Origin of the sequence: Rhizobium indigoferae, assembly GCF_034554815.1 — a bacterium.
Lineage (GTDB): Bacteria > Pseudomonadota > Alphaproteobacteria > Rhizobiales > Rhizobiaceae > Rhizobium > Rhizobium leguminosarum.
This window is the reverse complement of the sequence record NZ_CP140635.1, coordinates 485,413-503,940: the sequence shown is the minus strand read 5'-3', so window position 1 is coordinate 503,940 and position 18,528 is coordinate 485,413. Positions and strand designations below refer to the sequence as shown.

The 18,528-nt window shown below is 62.0% G+C and carries 20 protein-coding genes; 10 read left to right on the top strand and 10 right to left on the bottom strand.

Going from position 1 to position 18,528, the window contains the following annotated elements:
- Positions 1–115 precede the first annotated feature (115 nt).
- The 3 genes from U5G49_RS02515 to copM all read left to right on the top strand — a co-directional run bounded on the left by U5G49_RS02515 (position 116) and on the right by copM (position 1,849).
- Positions 116–874 (top strand): hypothetical protein, encoded by a 759-nt coding sequence (locus U5G49_RS02515; RefSeq protein WP_193445748.1) that lies wholly within the window; start codon positions 116–118, stop codon positions 872–874.
- Positions 875–1,045: 171 nt separating this feature from the next.
- On the top strand, positions 1,046–1,414 hold the full coding sequence (locus tag U5G49_RS02510) for a hypothetical protein (RefSeq protein ID WP_193445747.1): 369 nt from the start codon (positions 1,046–1,048) through the stop codon (positions 1,412–1,414).
- A 75-nt stretch (positions 1,415–1,489) separates the two neighbouring features.
- A complete protein-coding gene (gene copM, locus U5G49_RS02505) occupies positions 1,490–1,849 on the top strand; it encodes a CopM family metallochaperone (RefSeq protein ID WP_113542642.1) in 360 nt (119 codons plus the stop codon).
- Positions 1,850–1,915: 66 nt separating this feature from the next.
- On the opposite strand, the gene U5G49_RS02500 is transcribed toward copM, so the two are convergent.
- A complete protein-coding gene (locus tag U5G49_RS02500) occupies positions 1,916–2,965 on the bottom strand; it encodes an aldo/keto reductase (protein ID WP_018449391.1) in 1,050 nt (349 codons plus the stop codon).
- Positions 2,966–3,315: 350 nt separating this feature from the next.
- Here U5G49_RS02500 and U5G49_RS02495 point away from each other — a divergent pair, with 350 nt between their 5' ends.
- Positions 3,316–4,020, top strand: a complete 705-nt coding sequence (locus U5G49_RS02495; protein WP_018244959.1) for an HAD family hydrolase — start codon at positions 3,316–3,318, stop codon at positions 4,018–4,020.
- A 29-nt stretch (positions 4,021–4,049) separates the two neighbouring features.
- Here U5G49_RS02495 and U5G49_RS02490 read toward each other — a convergent pair whose 3' ends face one another.
- Together U5G49_RS02490 and U5G49_RS02485 are read right to left on the bottom strand one after the other, a co-directional pair.
- Complete coding sequence (locus U5G49_RS02490; protein WP_018449393.1) at positions 4,050–4,553, bottom strand: hypothetical protein; 504 nt, start codon at positions 4,551–4,553, stop codon at positions 4,050–4,052.
- On the bottom strand, positions 4,550–5,179 hold the full coding sequence (locus U5G49_RS02485) for a DNA-3-methyladenine glycosylase I (RefSeq protein ID WP_130715699.1): 630 nt from the start codon (positions 5,177–5,179) through the stop codon (positions 4,550–4,552). Before U5G49_RS02485 ends, U5G49_RS02490 begins: the two co-directional genes overlap by 4 nt.
- Before the next feature lie 249 nt (positions 5,180–5,428).
- Here U5G49_RS02485 and U5G49_RS02480 point away from each other — a divergent pair, with 249 nt between their 5' ends.
- The 3 genes from U5G49_RS02480 (at position 5,429) to U5G49_RS02470 (ending at position 7,909) form a co-directional block, all read left to right on the top strand.
- Positions 5,429–6,178: a L,D-transpeptidase gene (locus U5G49_RS02480; protein WP_193445746.1), complete on the top strand. Its 750-nt coding sequence runs from the start codon at positions 5,429–5,431 to the stop codon at positions 6,176–6,178.
- 240 nt (positions 6,179–6,418) lie between these two features.
- Complete coding sequence (locus tag U5G49_RS02475; protein WP_193445745.1) at positions 6,419–7,111, top strand: L,D-transpeptidase; 693 nt, start codon at positions 6,419–6,421, stop codon at positions 7,109–7,111.
- Positions 7,112–7,234: 123 nt separating this feature from the next.
- Positions 7,235–7,909 (top strand): outer membrane protein, encoded by a 675-nt coding sequence (locus U5G49_RS02470; RefSeq protein WP_018244954.1) that lies wholly within the window; start codon positions 7,235–7,237, stop codon positions 7,907–7,909.
- A gap of 19 nt (positions 7,910–7,928) precedes the next feature.
- Here the strand turns inward: U5G49_RS02470 and U5G49_RS02465 are convergent, their stop codons facing one another.
- From U5G49_RS02465 to U5G49_RS02450, 4 genes are all read right to left on the bottom strand, one after another.
- On the bottom strand, positions 7,929–8,369 hold the full coding sequence (locus U5G49_RS02465) for a hypothetical protein (RefSeq protein WP_130715696.1): 441 nt from the start codon (positions 8,367–8,369) through the stop codon (positions 7,929–7,931).
- A gap of 42 nt (positions 8,370–8,411) precedes the next feature.
- Positions 8,412–9,722 carry a glycolate oxidase subunit GlcF gene (gene glcF / locus U5G49_RS02460; protein WP_193445744.1) on the bottom strand — a complete coding sequence of 437 codons (1,311 nt, stop codon included), beginning with the start codon at positions 9,720–9,722 and terminating at the stop codon, positions 8,412–8,414.
- A gap of 68 nt (positions 9,723–9,790) precedes the next feature.
- Positions 9,791–10,990: a glycolate oxidase subunit GlcE gene (gene glcE, locus U5G49_RS02455; RefSeq protein ID WP_193445743.1), complete on the bottom strand. Its 1,200-nt coding sequence runs from the start codon at positions 10,988–10,990 to the stop codon at positions 9,791–9,793.
- Positions 10,987–12,426: an FAD-linked oxidase C-terminal domain-containing protein gene (locus tag U5G49_RS02450; protein ID WP_193445742.1), complete on the bottom strand. Its 1,440-nt coding sequence runs from the start codon at positions 12,424–12,426 to the stop codon at positions 10,987–10,989. Before U5G49_RS02450 ends, glcE begins: the two co-directional genes overlap by 4 nt.
- Before the next feature lie 161 nt (positions 12,427–12,587).
- On the opposite strand from U5G49_RS02450, the gene U5G49_RS02445 reads away from it, so the two are divergent.
- Positions 12,588–13,484: a LysR family transcriptional regulator gene (locus U5G49_RS02445; protein WP_193445741.1), complete on the top strand. Its 897-nt coding sequence runs from the start codon at positions 12,588–12,590 to the stop codon at positions 13,482–13,484.
- A 13-nt stretch (positions 13,485–13,497) separates the two neighbouring features.
- Here the strand turns inward: U5G49_RS02445 and U5G49_RS02440 are convergent, their stop codons facing one another.
- Positions 13,498–14,349: a LysR family transcriptional regulator gene (locus U5G49_RS02440; protein ID WP_193445740.1), complete on the bottom strand. Its 852-nt coding sequence runs from the start codon at positions 14,347–14,349 to the stop codon at positions 13,498–13,500.
- Between the two features lie 137 nt (positions 14,350–14,486).
- Between U5G49_RS02440 and U5G49_RS02435 the strand changes: the two genes are divergently transcribed.
- Positions 14,487–15,482 (top strand): zinc-dependent alcohol dehydrogenase family protein, encoded by a 996-nt coding sequence (locus U5G49_RS02435; RefSeq protein WP_193445739.1) that lies wholly within the window; start codon positions 14,487–14,489, stop codon positions 15,480–15,482.
- A 19-nt stretch (positions 15,483–15,501) separates the two neighbouring features.
- Here the strand turns inward: U5G49_RS02435 and U5G49_RS02430 are convergent, their stop codons facing one another.
- Together U5G49_RS02430 and U5G49_RS02425 are read right to left on the bottom strand one after the other, a co-directional pair.
- Complete coding sequence (locus U5G49_RS02430) at positions 15,502–16,659, bottom strand: adenosylhomocysteinase (protein WP_193445794.1); 1,158 nt, start codon at positions 16,657–16,659, stop codon at positions 15,502–15,504.
- A gap of 155 nt (positions 16,660–16,814) precedes the next feature.
- The gene (locus U5G49_RS02425; RefSeq protein WP_193445738.1) at positions 16,815–17,723 is read right to left on the bottom strand and encodes a LysR substrate-binding domain-containing protein; all 909 of its coding nucleotides are present in this window, start codon (positions 17,721–17,723) and stop codon (positions 16,815–16,817) included.
- A gap of 234 nt (positions 17,724–17,957) precedes the next feature.
- Between U5G49_RS02425 and U5G49_RS02420 the strand changes: the two genes are divergently transcribed.
- Complete coding sequence (locus U5G49_RS02420; RefSeq protein WP_193445737.1) at positions 17,958–18,470, top strand: NUDIX hydrolase; 513 nt, start codon at positions 17,958–17,960, stop codon at positions 18,468–18,470.
- The last annotated feature ends 58 nt before the right edge of the window (positions 18,471–18,528 follow it).

Below are 18,528 nucleotides of genomic sequence, written 5' to 3'. Positions count from 1 at the left end.
TGACTGTGACAGTGGCGGTTTCCTAGCGGATTGGGCGGGGAGCGGCAAGGGCGAAGGGTCTTGATGTGGCTGCGAGAATCGATTGAACGAAGAGGCATCCATCAGAAATGCGGATATGCTCATGATCACTGAGGCGCTTCTCTATGCCGCGACCTTGCCGCTGACCGGCAAGCCGCATCGAAAGTTCATCCGCTATTCCGTCAATCTCTGGTCGCGGGCTGGGCGCTGCGCCGGGGATTGGGCCGAACATGAGGAGATGAGCCGGAAGGCAATCCTGGCGGCGACCGCCGATCTCAGGCAGAAGCGGACCGCCGTCGTGCTCGGTTCCGGCCTGTTGCGCGATGTACCGATCGGGGTGCTGGCGCGAGATTTCGACACCGTCGTGCTGGTCGATCTCGTTCATCTCGCCTCCGTGCGCCTGTGGCTGTCGGGCAAGGGCTATCGCAATGTCCGGCTGATCGAGCGCGATCTCTCCGGCTACGATGAACTTGCCGCCGGCCGCGAGCCCGAACCGCTCGGCTTCCTGCGCGCTGTGCCCTATCTCGATCTGGTGGTTTCCGCCAACCTCTTGTCACAGATCGGTCGCGGTGTGAAACGGCGCCATGAAGCTGACGCCGGGCGAATGCCTGAAGACACGGTGGAAAGGCTGATCGCGGCACATCTGGCCGGGCTTTCCGGGCTTTCCTGCCGCAGTTGCCTGGTGACCGATATCGCCTATGCCGTCATCGACCGCAACGGCAAGACACATGAGGAGGCCGACCTGCTGCATGGCGTTTTGCCGCCACCGGCAAAAGCTAGCTGGACATGGCCGATGGCGCCGCTCGGCGAAGAGAGCAAGGATTACCGGATCGAGCACAAGGTCATTGCCACCTAGCCCATCGTGCTTTCCGAAAATCGGAATCGATTTTCGGAAAGCACGATGCGAGGATTGAAAGTGTTACAGCGTCCTTTGCGCGTCTGAAAAGACGCGCAAAGGACGCTGTAGTGATCAGGATGTGATCGCCGGTCGGCTTGGCTTGCACCCGGCCTTCGCCTATAAAACAGTATGCGCATGCTCGCCCTCATCACGATGTTTCTCGGCTGGCTGGTCTACAGCGCCATGTCCGCATGGGCGGGCTGTCCGACATGTGCGTCGATGAACGCACCGGTCGCCGTCGAAACCGGCAGTATGCACCATGAGATATCAGGCATGAATATGCCTGGGGGGGCTGATAAGGCCGATCCGTTGAAAGACCCTTGCGCCACCGGTAATTCCGCGCATATGCCGCTTTGCGCCGCCTGTCTGCTGCTGCCACCGGCGGTGATGGTCATGGCCAGCGGAAAGTCCATCTTCGGCTATCCCGTCCCGGCGCTTGCCCGCGCCCTCGATGACAACAAACCGACACCGCAGTCGCCGCCTCCCCGACTGTCCTGACACCACAGCAATCCATTCCAATCGGGTGGCCCAGCTGCCCAGCAAACCTATTGTCAGACAGAGGAAGGAACTCTCATGTCTTTGAAAATCATCGCCCTCACTGCAATGCTCGCCATCATTGCCGCTCCTGTCCTTGCCGAAGACATGCCCATGGATATGAGCAAGCCGATGGGCAACCACGATGCGGCAAGCCACGCCTTCAGCGAGGCCAACGCCAAGATGCACAAGGATATGATGATCGAGTATAGCGGCGATGCCGATGCGGATTTCGTCCGCGGCATGATCCCGCACCATCAGGGCGCGATCGATATGGCCAGGATCGAGCTGCAATATGGAAAAGATCCCGCTATCCGCAAGCTCGCCGAAGCCGTCATCAAGGCGCAGGAAGCCGAGATCACCGAGATGAACGCCTGGCTCAAAGCCCACGGCAAATAATCGATCGTTGATGAAAAGGGGAACGCCGGAAATGTCCGGCGTTCCCCAAGACTTATGTTGGCGAGGTCAGTCCTTCGGCTCGAAATCGGCCGGGCGGCGGCCGGCGCCCTGTCGCGCCAGCATCCAGCCCGGATACTCGGGCGCAAGCGCGCTCACCTCGTCGAGCTTTTTCATATCGTCTTCATCGAGCTTCAGCTTGACGGCGGCAAGGTTCTGGTCGAGCTGGTCGACACGCTTGGCGCCGATGATCACTGTGGTGACGAAGGGCTTGGCGAGGATATAAGCGAGCGCCACGGTGGCGACGCTGACGCCGTGCTTTTCGGCGACTTCGCGCATGACGGCAACGCAGGCCCAGGCCTTGTCCTTGTCGACGGGCGGGAAATCGAAACTGGCGCGGCGGCCTTCGCCGTTGCCGGGCGCGCCTGGACCATACTTGCCGGAGAGCAGACCGCCGGCGAGCGGCGACCAGACCATCAGGCCGAGCTTTTCCTCCTGCATCATCGGCACGATGTCACGCTCGAGATCGCGGCCGGCGATGGAGTAATAGGCCTGCACGGTTTCAAAACGGGCAAAGCCGCGGCGTTCGGAGAGGCCGAGCGCCTTGGAAATGCGCCAGGCCTGCCAGTTGGAGACGCCGATATAACGCACCAGACCGCGGGAAACGAGATCGTCAAGAGCGCGCAGCGTCTCCTCGATCGGCGTCACCGTATCGGTCGCGTGGATCTGATAGAGGTCGATATGATCCGTCTGCAGGCGCTTGAGGCTCGCCTCGACGGAATCCATGATGTGGCCGCGCGAGGCACCGCGGTCGTTCGGCTTGTCGCCCATGACGCCGTAGACCTTGGTGGCGATGACGACGTCCTTGCGGGGGATGTCGAGGTTCTTCAGCGCCTGGCCGAGCAGCCTTTCGGACTCGCCGGATGAATAGACGTCGGCCGTGTCGATGAAATTGACGCCTGATGCAAGCGAGCGCTCGACGATCCGGTCGGCGGCATTCTGGTCGACGTCGGCGATGGCGCCCCACATACTGCCTTGTTTGGCTTCGCCGAAGGTCATCGTGCCCAGGCAGATTTCCGAGACGAAAAGTCCCGTATTTCCGAGTTGATTGTAACGCATGGTCGAAAAATTCCTTTGTGTCTGCCGCAAGAGGGGCTTGCGAACTGCTGAACTTCATTTTTTGATTATTGGCCTGCATATGACAGGCACAGCCGTGGCTGGCTGCAAGGTGAGGCGATTGTCATGTAGTGCGGCGGCGGCGCTTTTCAACGCCGACGCGCGGCGCTGTAAAGGCGGATGCCCTTGTCTCGACACAGGCATCCGATAGATTGCCGGCCATATTTCCGGAACAGGATGATTTTAGGCCGGGTCGGCCTAAAATCTGAATCCTGTTCTAAGTTAAATTGTGAGAGCATGATGTCGTCCGAAAACCGCTCACACTTTTCGGCATCATGCTCTAGGGTGCGCATATGGCGACGCGACCACTGACCACGATCGGCTTCGATGCCGATGATACACTCTGGCAGAACGAACAATATTACCGACTGACGGAAGCGCATTTCACCGGGCTTCTTGCCGATTTCGCCGAAGGACCGAAGATTTCCGAACGGCTGCTGGAAGCGGAGAAACGGAACCTTCGCCACTACGGCTTCGGCATAAAGGGTTTCACGCTGTCGATGATCGAGACGGCGATCGAAATCACCGAGGGCAAGATTCCGGCCGGCGTGATCGCCAAGATCCTCGATACCGGCCGCGAGCTCCTCTCTCATCCCGTCGAAACCATGCCGCATGTGCGCGACACGCTGGAAGCGCTTGCCGGCAAATACCTGCTCGTGATGATCACCAAGGGCGATCTCTTCGATCAGGAGCGCAAGCTTGCCCAATCCGGGCTCGGCGACTTCTTCGACGCCATCGAGATCGTCTCCGACAAGACGGCCGTCACCTATCGCCGCATCTTCGCCAAGGTCGGCGACGGGCCGGAGCGGGCGATGATGGTCGGCAATTCGCTGAAATCGGACATCGTGCCGGCAATTGCCGCCGGCAGCTACGGCGTTTTCGTGCCGCACGAACTGACCTGGGTGCTGGAACATGTGGACGAGCCGAAAGAGGCGCCGCGTTTCCGCAAGATCGACCACCTCGGCGAATTGCGCGACCTGATCGACCGGCTCTCATAAGCTGCCAAGCTGCGCTTGTAGCTCTTGGCTCACTGCTTGGCTGGCGCCTTTGGAAACAGCGACGGGCGCTCCGGCTCGGCGGCCGGTTTCGGCTGCTGCGGGGCAGCCGCCAACGGCTCGATCAGGATGCTGAAGGGAGCGCCGAGGCCACGGCGCGGCGAGACCTTGGAATAATAGGGGCGCAGCAGCCAGGTGGCGTTCTCCTTGACCGTTGTCTCGAAGCTCATGCCGTCCTCGTCGGTGCCGAAGAAGGCCTCGTCATCCGGTTTCGACAGGTCGAAAATCGCCAGGAAGGCAAATTTGCTCTTACTGGAAAAACTGATCTTCATATGCTGGCCGGCGCGCACCGGCAGCGTATAGACATGGCTATTGCCGAACTTCGTCCAGCCCTTCAACTGCATGGTGACGGCCGGGAACTGCAGCTTCTCCAGCTTCTCGCCGGGATCGAGCTGCGGCGTCTGCGCCATGGCGGAGGCAGTCAGGAGGAAAAGGGCAGCGGCGGCGATGATTGTTCTCACGGATAGATCTTTCATGGGCGGACCAGAGCGGTGCGCATCGCCTCGACCTCGGGCCGACAGAAGCAACCTTCCAGATGATCGTTGACGAGACCCATCGCCTGCATGAAAGCATAAACTGTGGTCGGGCCGACAAAGGTCCAGCCGCGTTTCTTCAAATCCTTCGAAATGACCACGGATGTCGGCGTCGTCGGATTGGCAACAATATGCTCGCGGTCGACCACCGCCGGCCGCTCGTTATGGCCGGGTTCGTAGCGCCAGAAATAATGGGCGAGCGAGCCGAATTCGTCCCTGAGCTCGATCGCACGCTTGGCATTGTTGACGGTCGAGACGATCTTGCCGCGATGGCGGATGATGCCGGCATCGGCAAGGCAGCGAGCGACATCCCCTTCGCCGAAAAGGGCGACCTTGTGGAAATCGAAACCTGCGAAGGCGGCGCGGAAATTCTCCCGCTTGCGCAGGATCGTCAGCCAGGAAAGGCCTGACTGGAAACCTTCGAGGCAGATCTTCTCGAAGAGGCGGATGTCATCGGTGACGGGGCGGCCCCATTCCTCGTCATGATACCGGAGATAATCGGGCAGATTGGCGTGCCAGTGGCAGCGGCTCCTGCCGTCCTCGCCGATGATGATGCCTGTCGCGCTCATGATCCTTCATTCTGCGGGGGTCCGCTTCGTTCTCCGGTCTTTGATTCCGGCTTTACCATTTGCAAACCGTCTTTCCAAACCGAACGGTAACCCTGACGAAAAGTTTATCCCAACGGTCGGCTTTTCATGAATCGATCTTTACCATTCGCTGGCGGATTGGGTGGCAGCGTCTTTGCCGGGCGGAACATCTCCGCCCGGGCGGACATGTCCCGCCAGCGCATTTTCGGTCATTTGTAGAGAGTTCGTCCGATGATGAAACAGCTTGTTCTTGCCGCAGCCCTCTTCGGCATTTTCTCCACGGCCGCCTTTGCAGACGACCGCTATGCCACTCGCCCGCCCGTCGTGCTCAGCCCCGATCTGACTGCGCCCTGGATCAACCAGCTGGGCGGCGGCACCGTTCGTCCCGTCGTCTATCAGCGGCCGGTCGTCCGCCAGCAGCAGCGCGGCCTTTTCCAGCGTCGCGTGCTGCGCCAGGCGCCGCAGGCCGCGCCGCAGACCGTTTCGGCGATCAATCCCGGCATCCCGTCGATCCGCCATCCGATCGAACCGCAATACCTGCCGCAGATGGTCGACTACGACACGCAGGAAAAGCCGGGCACGATCGTCATCGATACCAACAACCGCTTCCTCTATCTGGTGATGCAAGGCGGCAAGGCGCGCCGCTATGGCGTCGGCGTCGGCAAGCCGGGCTTCGAATGGGCGGGCGCCCACAAGATCACCCGCAAGACCGAATGGCCGGACTGGACGCCGCCCTCCGAGATGATCAGCCGCGAAGCCGCCAAGGGTCATTACCTGCCGGCGCGCATGGACGGCGGCGCGGAAAACCCGCTCGGCGCGCGCGCCATGTATCTCGGCTCGACGCTTTACCGCATCCACGGCACCAACGCGCCCTGGTCGATCGGCAGCGCCGTCTCCTCCGGCTGCATTCGCCTGCGCAATGAAGACGTCATCGACCTCTACGACCGCGTCAGTGTGGGAACCCGCGTCATCGTCATGTAACGGCGGCGCAATACTTACAGCGCCGCGCGTCTTTTCGAGAGCCGCAAAGGGCGCTGTGACCCTTTAAATTGCTGCATAATTTTTCCTTAAGTCGATTCCGATTTGAGGATCAATTATGCAGCAGGGGCCGCAAGAACATCCTGCTCCCCTTCTCCAAAATTGCTGTATCCGGCCACGCCGATCTTGAATCGGGCAGAAGTTCATGTAGCTTCGGGCGGATTTGCTTGAGGGGAATCGATCATGATCAAACTAATGCCGGGTCTGGCTGCTGCCGGACTTGTCCTGTCCTTGATGTCTACATCCGCCTTTGCTGCACCCGCGGGCTCCGGGTCCGACAATGCACGACGCCCGGCGCAGATCGTGCGCGTGGCGCAGATGCCGAAATACGTGAAGCCGCAGTTCAAGCGCAAAAAAGTGCGCCTGGTAACGACGGAAGCCGCCGGCACCGTCATCATCGACACCAACAACAAATATCTCTACCTCGTCGAGGGCAACAACCGCGCCACCCGCTATGGCATCGGCGTCGGCCGCGACGGCTTCGGCTGGTCGGGGGTGGTCAAGATCGGCCGCAAGGCTGAATGGCCCGCCTGGACACCGCCGGCAGAGATGCGCCGCCGCGAAGCCGCCAAAGGACACATGATTCCTGCTTTCCAGGAAGGCGGCGAGGACAATCCGCTCGGCGCCCGCGCCATGTATCTCTACCAGGGTGGCCGCGACACGATCTTCCGTATTCACGGCACCAATCAGCCCTGGACGATCGGCCTCAACATGTCTTCCGGCTGCATCCGGATGATGAACGAGGATGTGACGCATCTCTACGATCGCGCGCCTGTCGGCACCAAGGTGATCGTCATCGGCCCCGGCAACCGGCAGGGCAATGTGGCGTTTGAGGACCGGGGCATCGACGTGCTGCGCACGATGTTTGGCGGCTGAGCAACACTTTCAAAAAAAACGAAAGGCGCTTTTTGACGCGCCTTTTATTTTGCTTAGACTTTCAGGCCGAAAGCTGGCAAACCTGCCTAAGAGTCGACACATTTGCAATATCGGGGCTATTCAATGACATATGCGCTGCGTTCCTCCGCTTCCGTACTTGCGGGCATCGCGTTTTTCACAATCTGTTCGGCAGTTTCCGCCTCGGCGGAAGATCTGCAATTCTCCATCTACGGCGGCTACCAGACCGCGCCGCATAGCGGCGTCGATCTTTCCGACGGCACGCACTTCACCGCCGGCTGGGAAGGCAAGTCCTTCGGCAGCCCGCCTTATTACGGCGGCCGCGTCACCTGGTGGCTCGAGAACTTCAACAAGCCGAACTGGGGTATCTCGCTCGATTATACCCATGACAAGGTCTATGCCGACGACGATACGCTGGCCAAGACCGGCTGGTCGCATTTCGAATTCACCGACGGCCTGAACCTCATCACGGTGAACGGTCTCTACCGTTTCCAGGATCCGACACGCCGCTGGACCCCCTATCTCGGCGCCGGTATCGGCGTGAACATTCCGCATGTCGAAGTGATTCGCCCCGAGGGCAAGACCTGGGCTTATGAATTCGGCGGCGTGACGCTGCAGGCCCAGGCCGGCGTCGACTTCAAGGTGACCGAGCGCTGGTCGACCTTCGTCGAATACAAGGGCACTTATTCGCGCATCGACGTTCCGATCGACAGCGGCGTGGACCTGAAGACCAACATCTTCACGAATGCCGTCAACGTCGGCGTATCGTTCCACTGGTAAATAAATTTCGGCTGCGGTGCTATTTCGTGCCGCAGCTGACCTTGCCCTCGACGGCATAGGGTTTTTCACCGCCTTCGATCGTCAGGGAATAGGTGCCGCTGAAATTTGCCGACGGCTTGCCGCGCTCACCGGCGACGACCACCAGATCCAGCGTTGCTCCGTCGGTATCGTCGCCGCCGCCGTCAAAGACCTCCATAAGCAGTTCGCCGTCGCGCGACCAGTGGTTGGTCAGGTGCTGCGATTCGAAAACACGCTTTCCGAATACTGTCGATTGGGCCTCATCCTTGACGATCAACGCGCCGCGGAAATGGTTCAGCTTGTGGCCGGCATCGCTTTCGAAACCGCTTTCGAGCGTGAAGCGTGCTTCCTTGTCATCGGCGGAACAGAAATAACGGCTATTTGCATGGGCGGTGCCTGCCGCACTGAGCAGTCCCGCAAGCACAATCATTCCCCGCCACATCGTCTAAACTCCCGAGACCGGCCCGACGGGCCTTCGCAAGCTTCAGCCTAACGGCAAACCTGTTAATTTTTCCGGCACAGCGCCGCCGTAGGCCCAATCGAGCAGTTCGACCGTATGCAGGATCGGAATGCCGGTGCCGGTAGCGATCTGGGTGATGCAGCCGATATTGCCGGTGGCGATGACATCGGCCTTGGTGGCCTCGATATTTTTGACCTTGCGTGCCTTCAGCGCAGCCGAGATCTCCGGCTGCATGATGTTGTAGGTGCCGGCAGAGCCGCAGCAAAGATGACCTTCGGCGGGATCGCGCACCGTAAAGCCCGCCGCTTTCAGCAATTGCTTCGGCGCAAGCGTGATTCGTTGCCCGTGCTGCATCGAACAGGCGGAATGATAAGCGACCGTGATACCGTTCGGCATGTGTGCCGGCAGGTCGAGGGTTGTCAGATATTCGGTGACGTCCTTGGCCAGCGCCGAGACCCTGGCCGCCTTTGCAGCATAGGCGGGGTCGAGGCGCAGCATGTGGCCGTAATCCTTGATCGTCGTGCCGCAGCCCGAGGCGGTGATGATGATCGCATCGAGTCCCTGCCCCTCGATCTCGCGCGTCCAGATATCGACATTGGCGCGCGCGCTTTCGAGCGCCTGTTCGGCGCGACCCATGTGATGGACCAGCGAGCCGCAGCAGACCTCGCCTTCCGGCACCACGACCTCAACGCGGAGCCGCGTCAACAGCCGGATCGCCGCCGCGTTGATGCCGGGATCGAGCACCGGCTGGGCGCAGCCGGAAAGGATCGCCACTCGGCCGCGCCGTTCCGTTTCGGGCCGATGCGTACCGGGTTTTGCGAAGTCCGAAGCGGCGGGGATGCGGCGCGGCGCAAGTGCCAGCATGGCAGCGAAGGGTTTCAGCGCGCCACCCCGCATCAGACCGGCGAAGGGCCGGCCGAGGCGGGCGAGATTGAGCGCCAGGCGGAAGCGGCCGGGATAGGGCAGCACGGCGGCAAGGATGGCGCGCGTTAGCCGGTTCATGAACGGGCGCTTGTAGGTCTTTTCGATATGGGCGCGGGCGTGATCGACCAGATGCATGTAATCGACGCCGGAGGGACAGGTGGTGACGCAGGCAAGGCAGGAAAGACAGCGGTCGATATGGGTGACGACCTCGGTATCGGCGGGGCGGCCGTTTTCCAGCATATCCTTGATCAGGTAGATGCGGCCGCGCGGGCTGTCGAGCTCGTTGCCGAGGGTCACATAGGTGGGACAGGTGGCGGTGCAGAAACCGCAATGGACACATTTGCGCAGGATCTGCTCGGATTCGGCGACATCGGGATCGAGGAGCTGGGTCAGGGTGAAGTTGGTTTGCATCTAGCGGGATCCCCCACGGGTATTGGAGGTTTTGCTGGAGATAGGGAGACACGGATCCATCTTGTCCCTCACCCCATCTTCCCCGGATTGAATATGCCGGCCGGATCGAACTTTTCCTTCACCCGCCGTGACAGCATCACCACCGCCTCGGGCTCGGGATGGAAGGCTGATGTGACCGCCCTCGCCTCATCCGATGCACGGATCAGCGTCGCATGGCCGCCGCCGAGCGCCTTGGTATAGCGACGAACCAGTTCGGCTTCTGGGCCTGCCTCCATGCGCATCCAGACAAGACCACCCTGCCAGTCGTAGAAGGCGTCGACGGCGGCTTCGAGGCGGAGTGCGGCGACCAACTGATGGCCGGTGCCGGGGGCGACCGAGACGCGCCAGACCGGCCGCGCCGTGCCGTCGGCATAAGGCAGCACGTCACGAATTTCCTGCCAGAGTTTATGACTTTCCGGCTGCTCCAGCCGCGTGACCGTGGCGAAGGCCGACATTGCCGCGGCAAGCTTTTCGATGCGTACGTCGACCGAGCCCGGCAGGCCTTCGATGCGCAGAACCGTCGCCTCGCCCTCGGGCAATTTGCCGGCGAGGAATTTCCACGTCACCGTCAAGGGCAGATGCGCGGCACCCGAGACTTCGACCGGCAGCGCCATCGCCGCCGCCATGGCGTTTGCCGCCTCGGCGTCGTTGAGGCCGGACAGCACCACCGTCCGCTCCGTCTTCGGGCGCGGCGGCACACGGAAGGTGACTTCGGTGAGGAAACCCAACGTGCCATGCGAGCCAGCAACCAGCTTGACGAGATCGAGGCCGGTGACATTCTTCATCACTCGGCCGCCGGCCTTGATGATCTCACCCTTGCCGTTGAAGAAGCGCACCCCGAGCAGGCTGTCGCGGGCAGCACCCGCGATCAGCCGGCGCGGACCGGAGACATTGGCAGCGAAGACGCCGCCGATGGTCGGCTCACCGGATGTGCCCATCACAGGGCCATGATCCATCGGCTCGAAGGCGAGCATCTGGCCACTTTCCTGAAGTGCCGCTTCGACCTCGGCAAGTGGCGTGCCGGATCGGACCGTCATGACCATTTCGCCGGGATTATAGGCGACGATGCCGGTAAGCCCGGTCGAGCGCAGCCGGTCCTCGGCAGCAACGGCATTGCCGAAGCCCGAGCGGGTATTGCCGCCGCAGATCACGAGCGGCCGGCCGCTCTGCGCATGGGTGCGGACGATCCCTGCTGCCTCTTCCTCGCTCGTCGGCATCAGATCGATCATGCAGCGGGGCGCCCTTCGAGCGGAAAGACTTTCGACGGATTGAGGAGCCAGCCCGGATCGAAGGCGGCACGCGCTGCCATCTGCTGGGCGAGGTCGGTCTCCGAATATTGGTGACGCATCAGGTCGCGCTTCTCGATGCCGACGCCATGTTCGCCGGTGAGGCAGCCGCCGGCATCGACGCAGAGCCTCAGAATATCGTTGCCGGCCGCCTCGGCACGGGCGGCATCCTCGGGATCGTTGGCGTTGAAGAGGATCAGCGGGTGCATATTGCCGTCGCCGGCATGGAAGACGTTGGCGACGCGCAGGCCGTAATGATCAATGATCTCGGCGGTTCTTTTCAGCACGTGGGAGAGCTGGCTGAGCGGCACGGTGCCATCCATGCAGATATAGTCGGCGATGCGGCCGGTGGCGCCAAAGGCGGATTTGCGGCCCTTCCAGATCAATGCCGCCTCGGTGGCCGACTGGCATTCGCGCACGGTCTTGACAGCATGCCGGCGGGCGATCTCGACGATGTCCTTCAGCGTGGCGTCCATCTCCGCTTCTGACCCCTCGACCTCGACGATCAAAAGCGCACCGACATCGAGGGGGTATCCGGCATGGGCGAAGGCTTCGCAGATCTCGATCGCCGGCTTGTCCATGAATTCGATCGCCACCGGGATGATGCCGGCGGCAATGACATCGGCAACGCAGGCGCCGGCCTCTTCCGAGTTCTCGAAGCCGAAGAGCACGGGGCGCGCGCCTTCCGGCTTGGCGATCAACCGCACCGTCGCCTCGGTGACGATGCCGAGCTGGCCTTCATGGCCGCAGACGAGGCCGAGCAGATCGTAGCCTGCCGCATCCAGCGCCTTGCCGCCAAGCTCGATCACCGTGCCGTCGACCAGCACCATCCTGACGCCGAGCAGATTGTTGGTGGTGACGCCATATTTCAGACAGTGAGCGCCGCCGGAATTCATGCCGATATTGCCGCCGATGGTGCAGGCAAGCTGCGAACTCGGATCAGGCGCATAGAAAAAGCCGTCCGCGGAGACGGATTCGGAAATATTGAGATTGGTCACGCCGGCCTGGACCACGGCGACGCGGTTCGGCAAATCGATTTCGAGGATGCTGTTCATCTTCGACAGGCCGAGCACGACGGCATCCTCCTGCGGGATGGCGCCGCCGGAGAGCGAGGTGCCGGCGCCGCGCGGCACGACGGGAATGCCGTAGCGATGGCAATAACGCATGACGGCCGAAACCTCAGCCGTGGTGCGCGGCAGGGCAACGGCGAGCGGCAGGCGACGATAGGACACAAAGGCGTCGGTCTCGAACGGTACCAGCTCGCGCGCCTCATGCACCAGGCATTCCGGCGGCAGAAGATCGGTCAGATCGGCAACGATCTGGGCTCGGCGCGCCAGCACGTCGGCGCGGGGGCTGAGAAACGAAATGGCGTCGGACATGGCGCTCTCCCTGGCCCTGACGAGGGGGAATGGCAGCGGGAAGATGACAGCGGAAACCGGCCGCGAACCTCCCTGCCGCCGATAGACCGGCTTAGCACTTTCCCGAAAGTGGCGCAAATGCTAAGCACTTATGCCAAAAGGGGAAAAAGTCACAAAACCTTATGACCAATCTGGGTGATCTCGAAATCTTTGCCAAGGTCGTTGCGACAGGCAGCATGTCGCTCGCCGGGCGTGCGCTCGGCTTTTCCCCAGCCGTCGTCTCCAAACGGATCAAGCGGCTGGAAGACCGGCTGGGTACCCGGCTTTTACAGCGCACGACGCGGCAGATCTCGCTGACGGAAGCCGGACAGGGCTTCTACGACCGCGTTCTCGGCATTCTCGCCGGGCTGGAGGAGGCAGAATTTTATATCTCAGGCCGCTCGGCGCAGATGCACGGCACGCTGAAGATCTCGGCTCCGACCTCCTTCGGGCGCATGCATATCGCGCCGCATCTGAAAGATTTCATGGAGGCGCATCCGGAGCTTGCGATCAACCTGGTGCTGACCGACGAATTCAGCGACATCGTCGGCGGCGGCTTCGATCTGGCGATCCGCATCGCCGAACTCACCGATTCGAGCCTCGTCGCCCGCCGTCTGGCGCCGGTACGCCGGCTGCTCTGCGCTTCACCGGACTACCTGGCAGCGCATGGCGAGCCGAAGCATATCGAAGAGCTGAAACACCACCGCTGCCTGCCGGCCCACAATAACGACACCTGGCGGCTGAACGGGCCGGACGGGGCGCTGAGTCTCAGGCCGGAAGGCATGCTGATCACCAATTCCAGCGAGGTGATCCGCGAGGCTGTCATCGCCGGCCTCGGGATCGCGTTGCGCTCCACCTGGGATATCGGCGAAGAGCTCAAGGCAGGCCGGCTGGTGCAGGTGCTGCCGGCCTATGAGGGCTCGCACAATGTCGCGCTGTCGGCCGTCTATCCCAGCCGGCAGTTCCTGCCGGCCAAGGTGCGGCTGTTCATCGACTATCTGGCAGAGCTTTACGGCCCCGTCCCCTATTGGGAGCGCTGATGGCAGCGCCGGTTCAGCGCGCCAATCTCTCGATGACGAGATCCAGCAGGGCGCGCAGCCGCGCCAGGCGCTTCATGTCGCGGTGATAGCCGACCCAGGTATCGCGGCCCGGCGGCGGTTCGCCGAGATCGACCAGTTCGATGGCGGCATGCGAATCGCCGAGCGGCCGCGGCAGGACGGCGAGCCCGGCTCCATTGGCACAGAGCGCCGCCTGCACGTCGCGGCTGTTGCTGCGCATGACGATGTCGGCCCGCGGCAACAGGCGTTGCAGCCAGCCGAGATCCGGCATGTCGCCAAAAGCCTCGTCCATGGTGATGAGGCGGGCGCCCGTGCCGTCGCCGGCCTCGGGGTGCTGCGCGCCGCGTCTGATGTAAAGGCCGTATTCGATATGGATGAGCTTGCGCGATATGATCTCCGCTTCCGTGAAAGGTCGGATGCGGAAGACGAGGTCGGCTTCGCGTCGCGACAGGTTGAGAAGCCGGCTGTCGGTCAGCAATTCGATCTCTACCTTCGGATGGACTTGTGAGAATTCCGCCAGCACCGGCGAAAGCACATGCGCGCCGAACCAGTCGGATGAGGATAGCCTGAGAAATCCATCGAGCTGACGGCTGCCGCCGGCAAGGACGCGCTCCATGGCGAGCGCCTCCTCCTCGATGCGTTCAGCGCCGGCGAACACCGCTGTGCCTTCGTCGGTCAGCACGAAGCCATCGGCCGTGCGCTGAAAAAGCGTCTGGCCGAGAGAGGCTTCAAGGACACGCAGCCGCCTGCCCATCGTCGGCTGCGTCAGCCCGAGGCTGCGGGCTGCTGCCCCCAGCGTGCCGAACCGGGCGATGGCCAGAAACAGCTTGAGGTCGCTCCATTCCATCGCTCGTTCCGTCAAACAAAAATGCATGGCCTTCAGTCGTTATCTTTCATTTTCATTCGCGTTTCAATGAACCATCTTTCTTCCACGCCAATTGCGGTGCCCTTGTAGACGCCGCACCGCGAACGAAGGAGAGTTCCATGCCTGTAGAATCAACGATGAAAGCGCTGCTGGCGCAAATGCCGAATTCGCCATTGCGCATCGCCGATATTGCAAAGCCGGTGCCCGGCGAAGGCCAAGTTCTGGTGCGCATTAAGGCAAGCGGCGTCAATCCGATCGATCTCAAGATCCGGGCCGGCAACGCGGCCCATGCCCGCCATCCGCTTCCCGCCATTGTCGGCATCGATATGGCCGGTGTCGTCGAAGAGATCGGAACTGGCGTCAGCGGTTTCCGCCGCGGCGACGCGGTCTACGGCATGACCGGCGGGGTCGGCGGCATTCAGGGATCGCTTGCCCAATTTGCAGCTGTCGACGCCGGGCTGCTGGCGCTGAAGCCGCAGAACCTGTCGATGCGCGAGGCAGCCGCCCTGCCGCTGATCTCAATCACCGCCTGGGAAGGGTTGGTCGACCGCGCCGGGGTCAAGGCCGGCCAGAAGGTTCTCGTGATTGGCGGCGGCGGTGTCGGCCATATCGTCGCGCAGATCGCCAAGGCTGCCCGAGCCGAGGTCTATGTGGTCGACGGCGCTTCGAAAACGGATTATCTCGCCGGCCTTGGCGCAACACCGATCGATCGTGACGCGGAAACGGTTGAAACCTATGTCGCAAGACACACCGGCGGCAAGGGTTTCGATCTGGTCTACGATACGGTCGGCGGCCAGGGGCTCGATACGGCATTCCGAGCCGTCAGCCAGTTCGGCCACGTCGTGAGCTGCCTTGGCTGGGGAAGCCATGCGCTGGCGCCGCTGTCCTTCAAGGCCGCCACCTATTCCGGCGTCTTCACGCTGCTGCCGCTTCTGACCGCCGAAGGACGCGCCCATCACGGTGAGATCATGGGGGAGATGACGAAGCTCGTCGAAGCCGGCAAGGTGATGCCGAAGCTCGACCCGCGCCGCTTCACCCTTGCCGATACAGATCAGGCACATCGGCTGATCGAAGACCGGCAGGCAGACGGGAAGCTCGTCGTCGAGATCGACTGATCTCAATCCGTCGGCGGAATTAGCGCGCCAGATCGAGGTAGGCGTTTGCCACCAACGCATCAATATCGGCGGGCACAGGCACGAGGCAGGATTGGGGACCGGCTTCGCCCCTGGCGATACGTTCCAGACAGCGGGCCTGAAGGGTGAAGCCGAGATCCATCGACTCGACCGTATTGCCGAGCGGCCGCGGGCCGGCGAGATTGGCCATGTGGCCGCCACCCAGCACATGGAAGGAACGGCGGTCGCGGAGATGGAAGGTCTCGATATGGTCGGCCTCGTAGCGGTCGATGCCGGTGACATCGGGATGGCGGCGGAAGGCTTCGACATCGATCTCATGCGGGAAATGGCCGCCGTTCATCAGGATCGCGCCGTCCTTGACGAGCGGCAGGTCGGCTGCCGTCACGATACCGGCAAAACCTGTGACGGTGACGATGATATCGGCCGAGCGGATCGCCGCGTCGCGCAGCGGCGTGACGAAACCATCGAGATGGGCTTCGAGCGTCGTCACTGGATCGATATCGACGACACTGACGGTGGAAAAGGCATTGCGGAAGCAGGCGGCCGTGCCCTTGCCGCAGGCACCGTAGCCGAACACCGTCACGCGTTTGCCGTTGGTGGAGCGATTGGTGAAGCGCAGATAGCTTTCGAACAGGCTCTGGCCGACGGCATGCCTGTTTTCGGCGAATTGCTTGATCGGGCTGTCGTTGATGACGAGGATCGGTAGGTTCAGGCGCTCTCGCAGCGGCAGCAAGCGCGTACGGCCCGAGGTGGTCTCCTCGGTGCCGCCGCGGAGATTGGCGTAGGGTTTTTCCGCCGCGATGGCGAAGAGATCACCGCCATTGTCGAGCAGCAGATCCGGCTTTTCGGCAATGACCGCTTCGAGGTTCTGATTGTGAGCGGCCGGATCCGTCGTCTGCGTCGCGAAAACCGTGATGCCCTGCGAGCGCAGGAACTCGACTGTCGAAGGCTGGGTGCTGTTGAGATTGCCCGTGCAGACAAGACGCGCGCCGCCGGCGCGAAGCGTCGTTAGCAGCGCCACCGTCTTCGGCTCCAGATGAATGCCGGTGCCGATCGACAGGCCCTCGAAAGGACGCGTCCGCTCGAATTCGGCGGCCGTCGCCTTGAGCAGCCGGCAGCTGTTGCCGATCCAGTCGATGCGGGTTGCGCTCTTTTCCATCATCGCTCTTCCCAATTCCATGTTCGTGCGGTTTCTGGAGTTTGCGCAATTCCGGACGCAAAACCGCTGCACACTTTTGCTGGAATTGCTTTAGCGGAGCGACGAGGCGGCCGATATGGGAGTAATTCTGGCGAAGGGGCAGAAAATCTGCCCTTTCAGGCCGGTGTCCCGCAACGAAGCAGCCAACCGGACAGGGCCGCGAAGGCTGGCCGTTTCGCATCCGGCATGCGGCAGCAGAAGCTGTAACCCGATGGCCGGGAAATGAAGCCGTAGGGCGCGACCAGATGCCCGCGCTTGAGATCGTCCTCGATCGAGGCACGCGGGGCAAGTGCGATGCCTATCCCGGAGCGGGCGGCAGCCAGGGCCAGCAGCAGATCCTCGAATTCTTGGGCGCGGGAAAAGACGACCGGCGGCGTGCCGCTTTCGGCAAACCATTCGTCCCAGAGCTTCGGAACGCTGCGGCTGGCGAGCATCGTCAGCACGCCCATCGCCACCGGGTCGCGCGATAGTGTCGCGGCAAGCGAAGGCGTGGCGACCGGGCCGAACTCGTCCTCCATGAATCGCAGGGCAGTGATGCCCGCGGCAGGGCGATATTCACCGCCCATGATCACAGCGTCCAATTCTGGGTGCATCTGCAACGGTTCGACGATGGTCATCGGCACGATGTCGACCGTGTCGCCGAGACTTGCCTGCATCGCTGCGACACGCGGCATCAGCCACCAGACTGCGAAGGCGGAGGGCACGCCGAGACGGATGCGGTTCGCCGCAGTCCCGTCGAGCTCAAAAGCAGCACGCTGCAGGATGTCGAAAGCCGCAGCCGAAGCTTCGGCAAAGGCCCGAGCCTGCAGGGTCGGGACGAGCCTGCGGCCGTCACGTGTGAAGAGCTTGCGGCCGAAGTGATTCTCCAGCGTGGCGATCTGCTGGCGTACGGCGCCGCGCACCACATTCAGCTCTTCGGCAGCCTTCAGAATACTGCCATGACGGCAGACGGCCTCGAAGGCGCGGATGGCATTGAGCGATGGAAGACGCATGAGGACGACATTCACCAGATCATAGTGGATCACTAAATCTCGCCATTGAACGAAAGGCAAGATCACGCCATATTGTACAGCTGTGCAATGTGACGCATTCGAGACAGGGTGTGACGGATTTTCCGAACCTGTCCCACCTCGATTTCCCCTATGAACGGCGATCAAATCGCGTTTCGAGTCGTGCTGCGCCTTTTTGAATTGCGTAAGCTTTCCGTGATATACGTATATGAGTGATTCCTAACGACGACTGTGAAGGTGACCCGACCATTGACTCTTTTCGCCCGACTGGCTTCCGATGTGCAACTGATGTTCCGGCGCCCGCCGCGACAGCAATATGGTGCGCTCTGCTACCGGGTAAAGAAGAAGAGCGGCGAGGTCGAGGTGCTGTTGATGACGAGCCGCGACACCGGCCGCTGGGTCATTCCCAAGGGCTGGCCGATGACGCGCAAATGCGCCCATGAGGTCGCGATGCAGGAGGCCTTCGAGGAAGCCGGCGTCCGCGGCGTAGTCGAAAAGGAAACGCTTGGCGCCTACAGCTATTCGAAGGTGCTGCGCGACGGGGTACAGGTGATCTGCAAGGTGCAGGTCTATGCGCTCGAAGTCACCGACATGGCAAAGAACTTCAAGGAAAAAGGCGAGCGCCGCATTGAATGGGTCTCGTTCGACGAGGCGGCCGGGCGTGTGCGTGAACCGGAGCTCCGGCACCTCTTGCTCGCCTTCAAGCGGACGATGACCGACCGGCATTCGGCCGGAGCGGCAAAGCAAATTCCGGCGGAATGAATCCTGCCATCTTGCACTGCTAGGAAAGCAGGGTAGAAGCAGAGTCATCCTCAGGAAA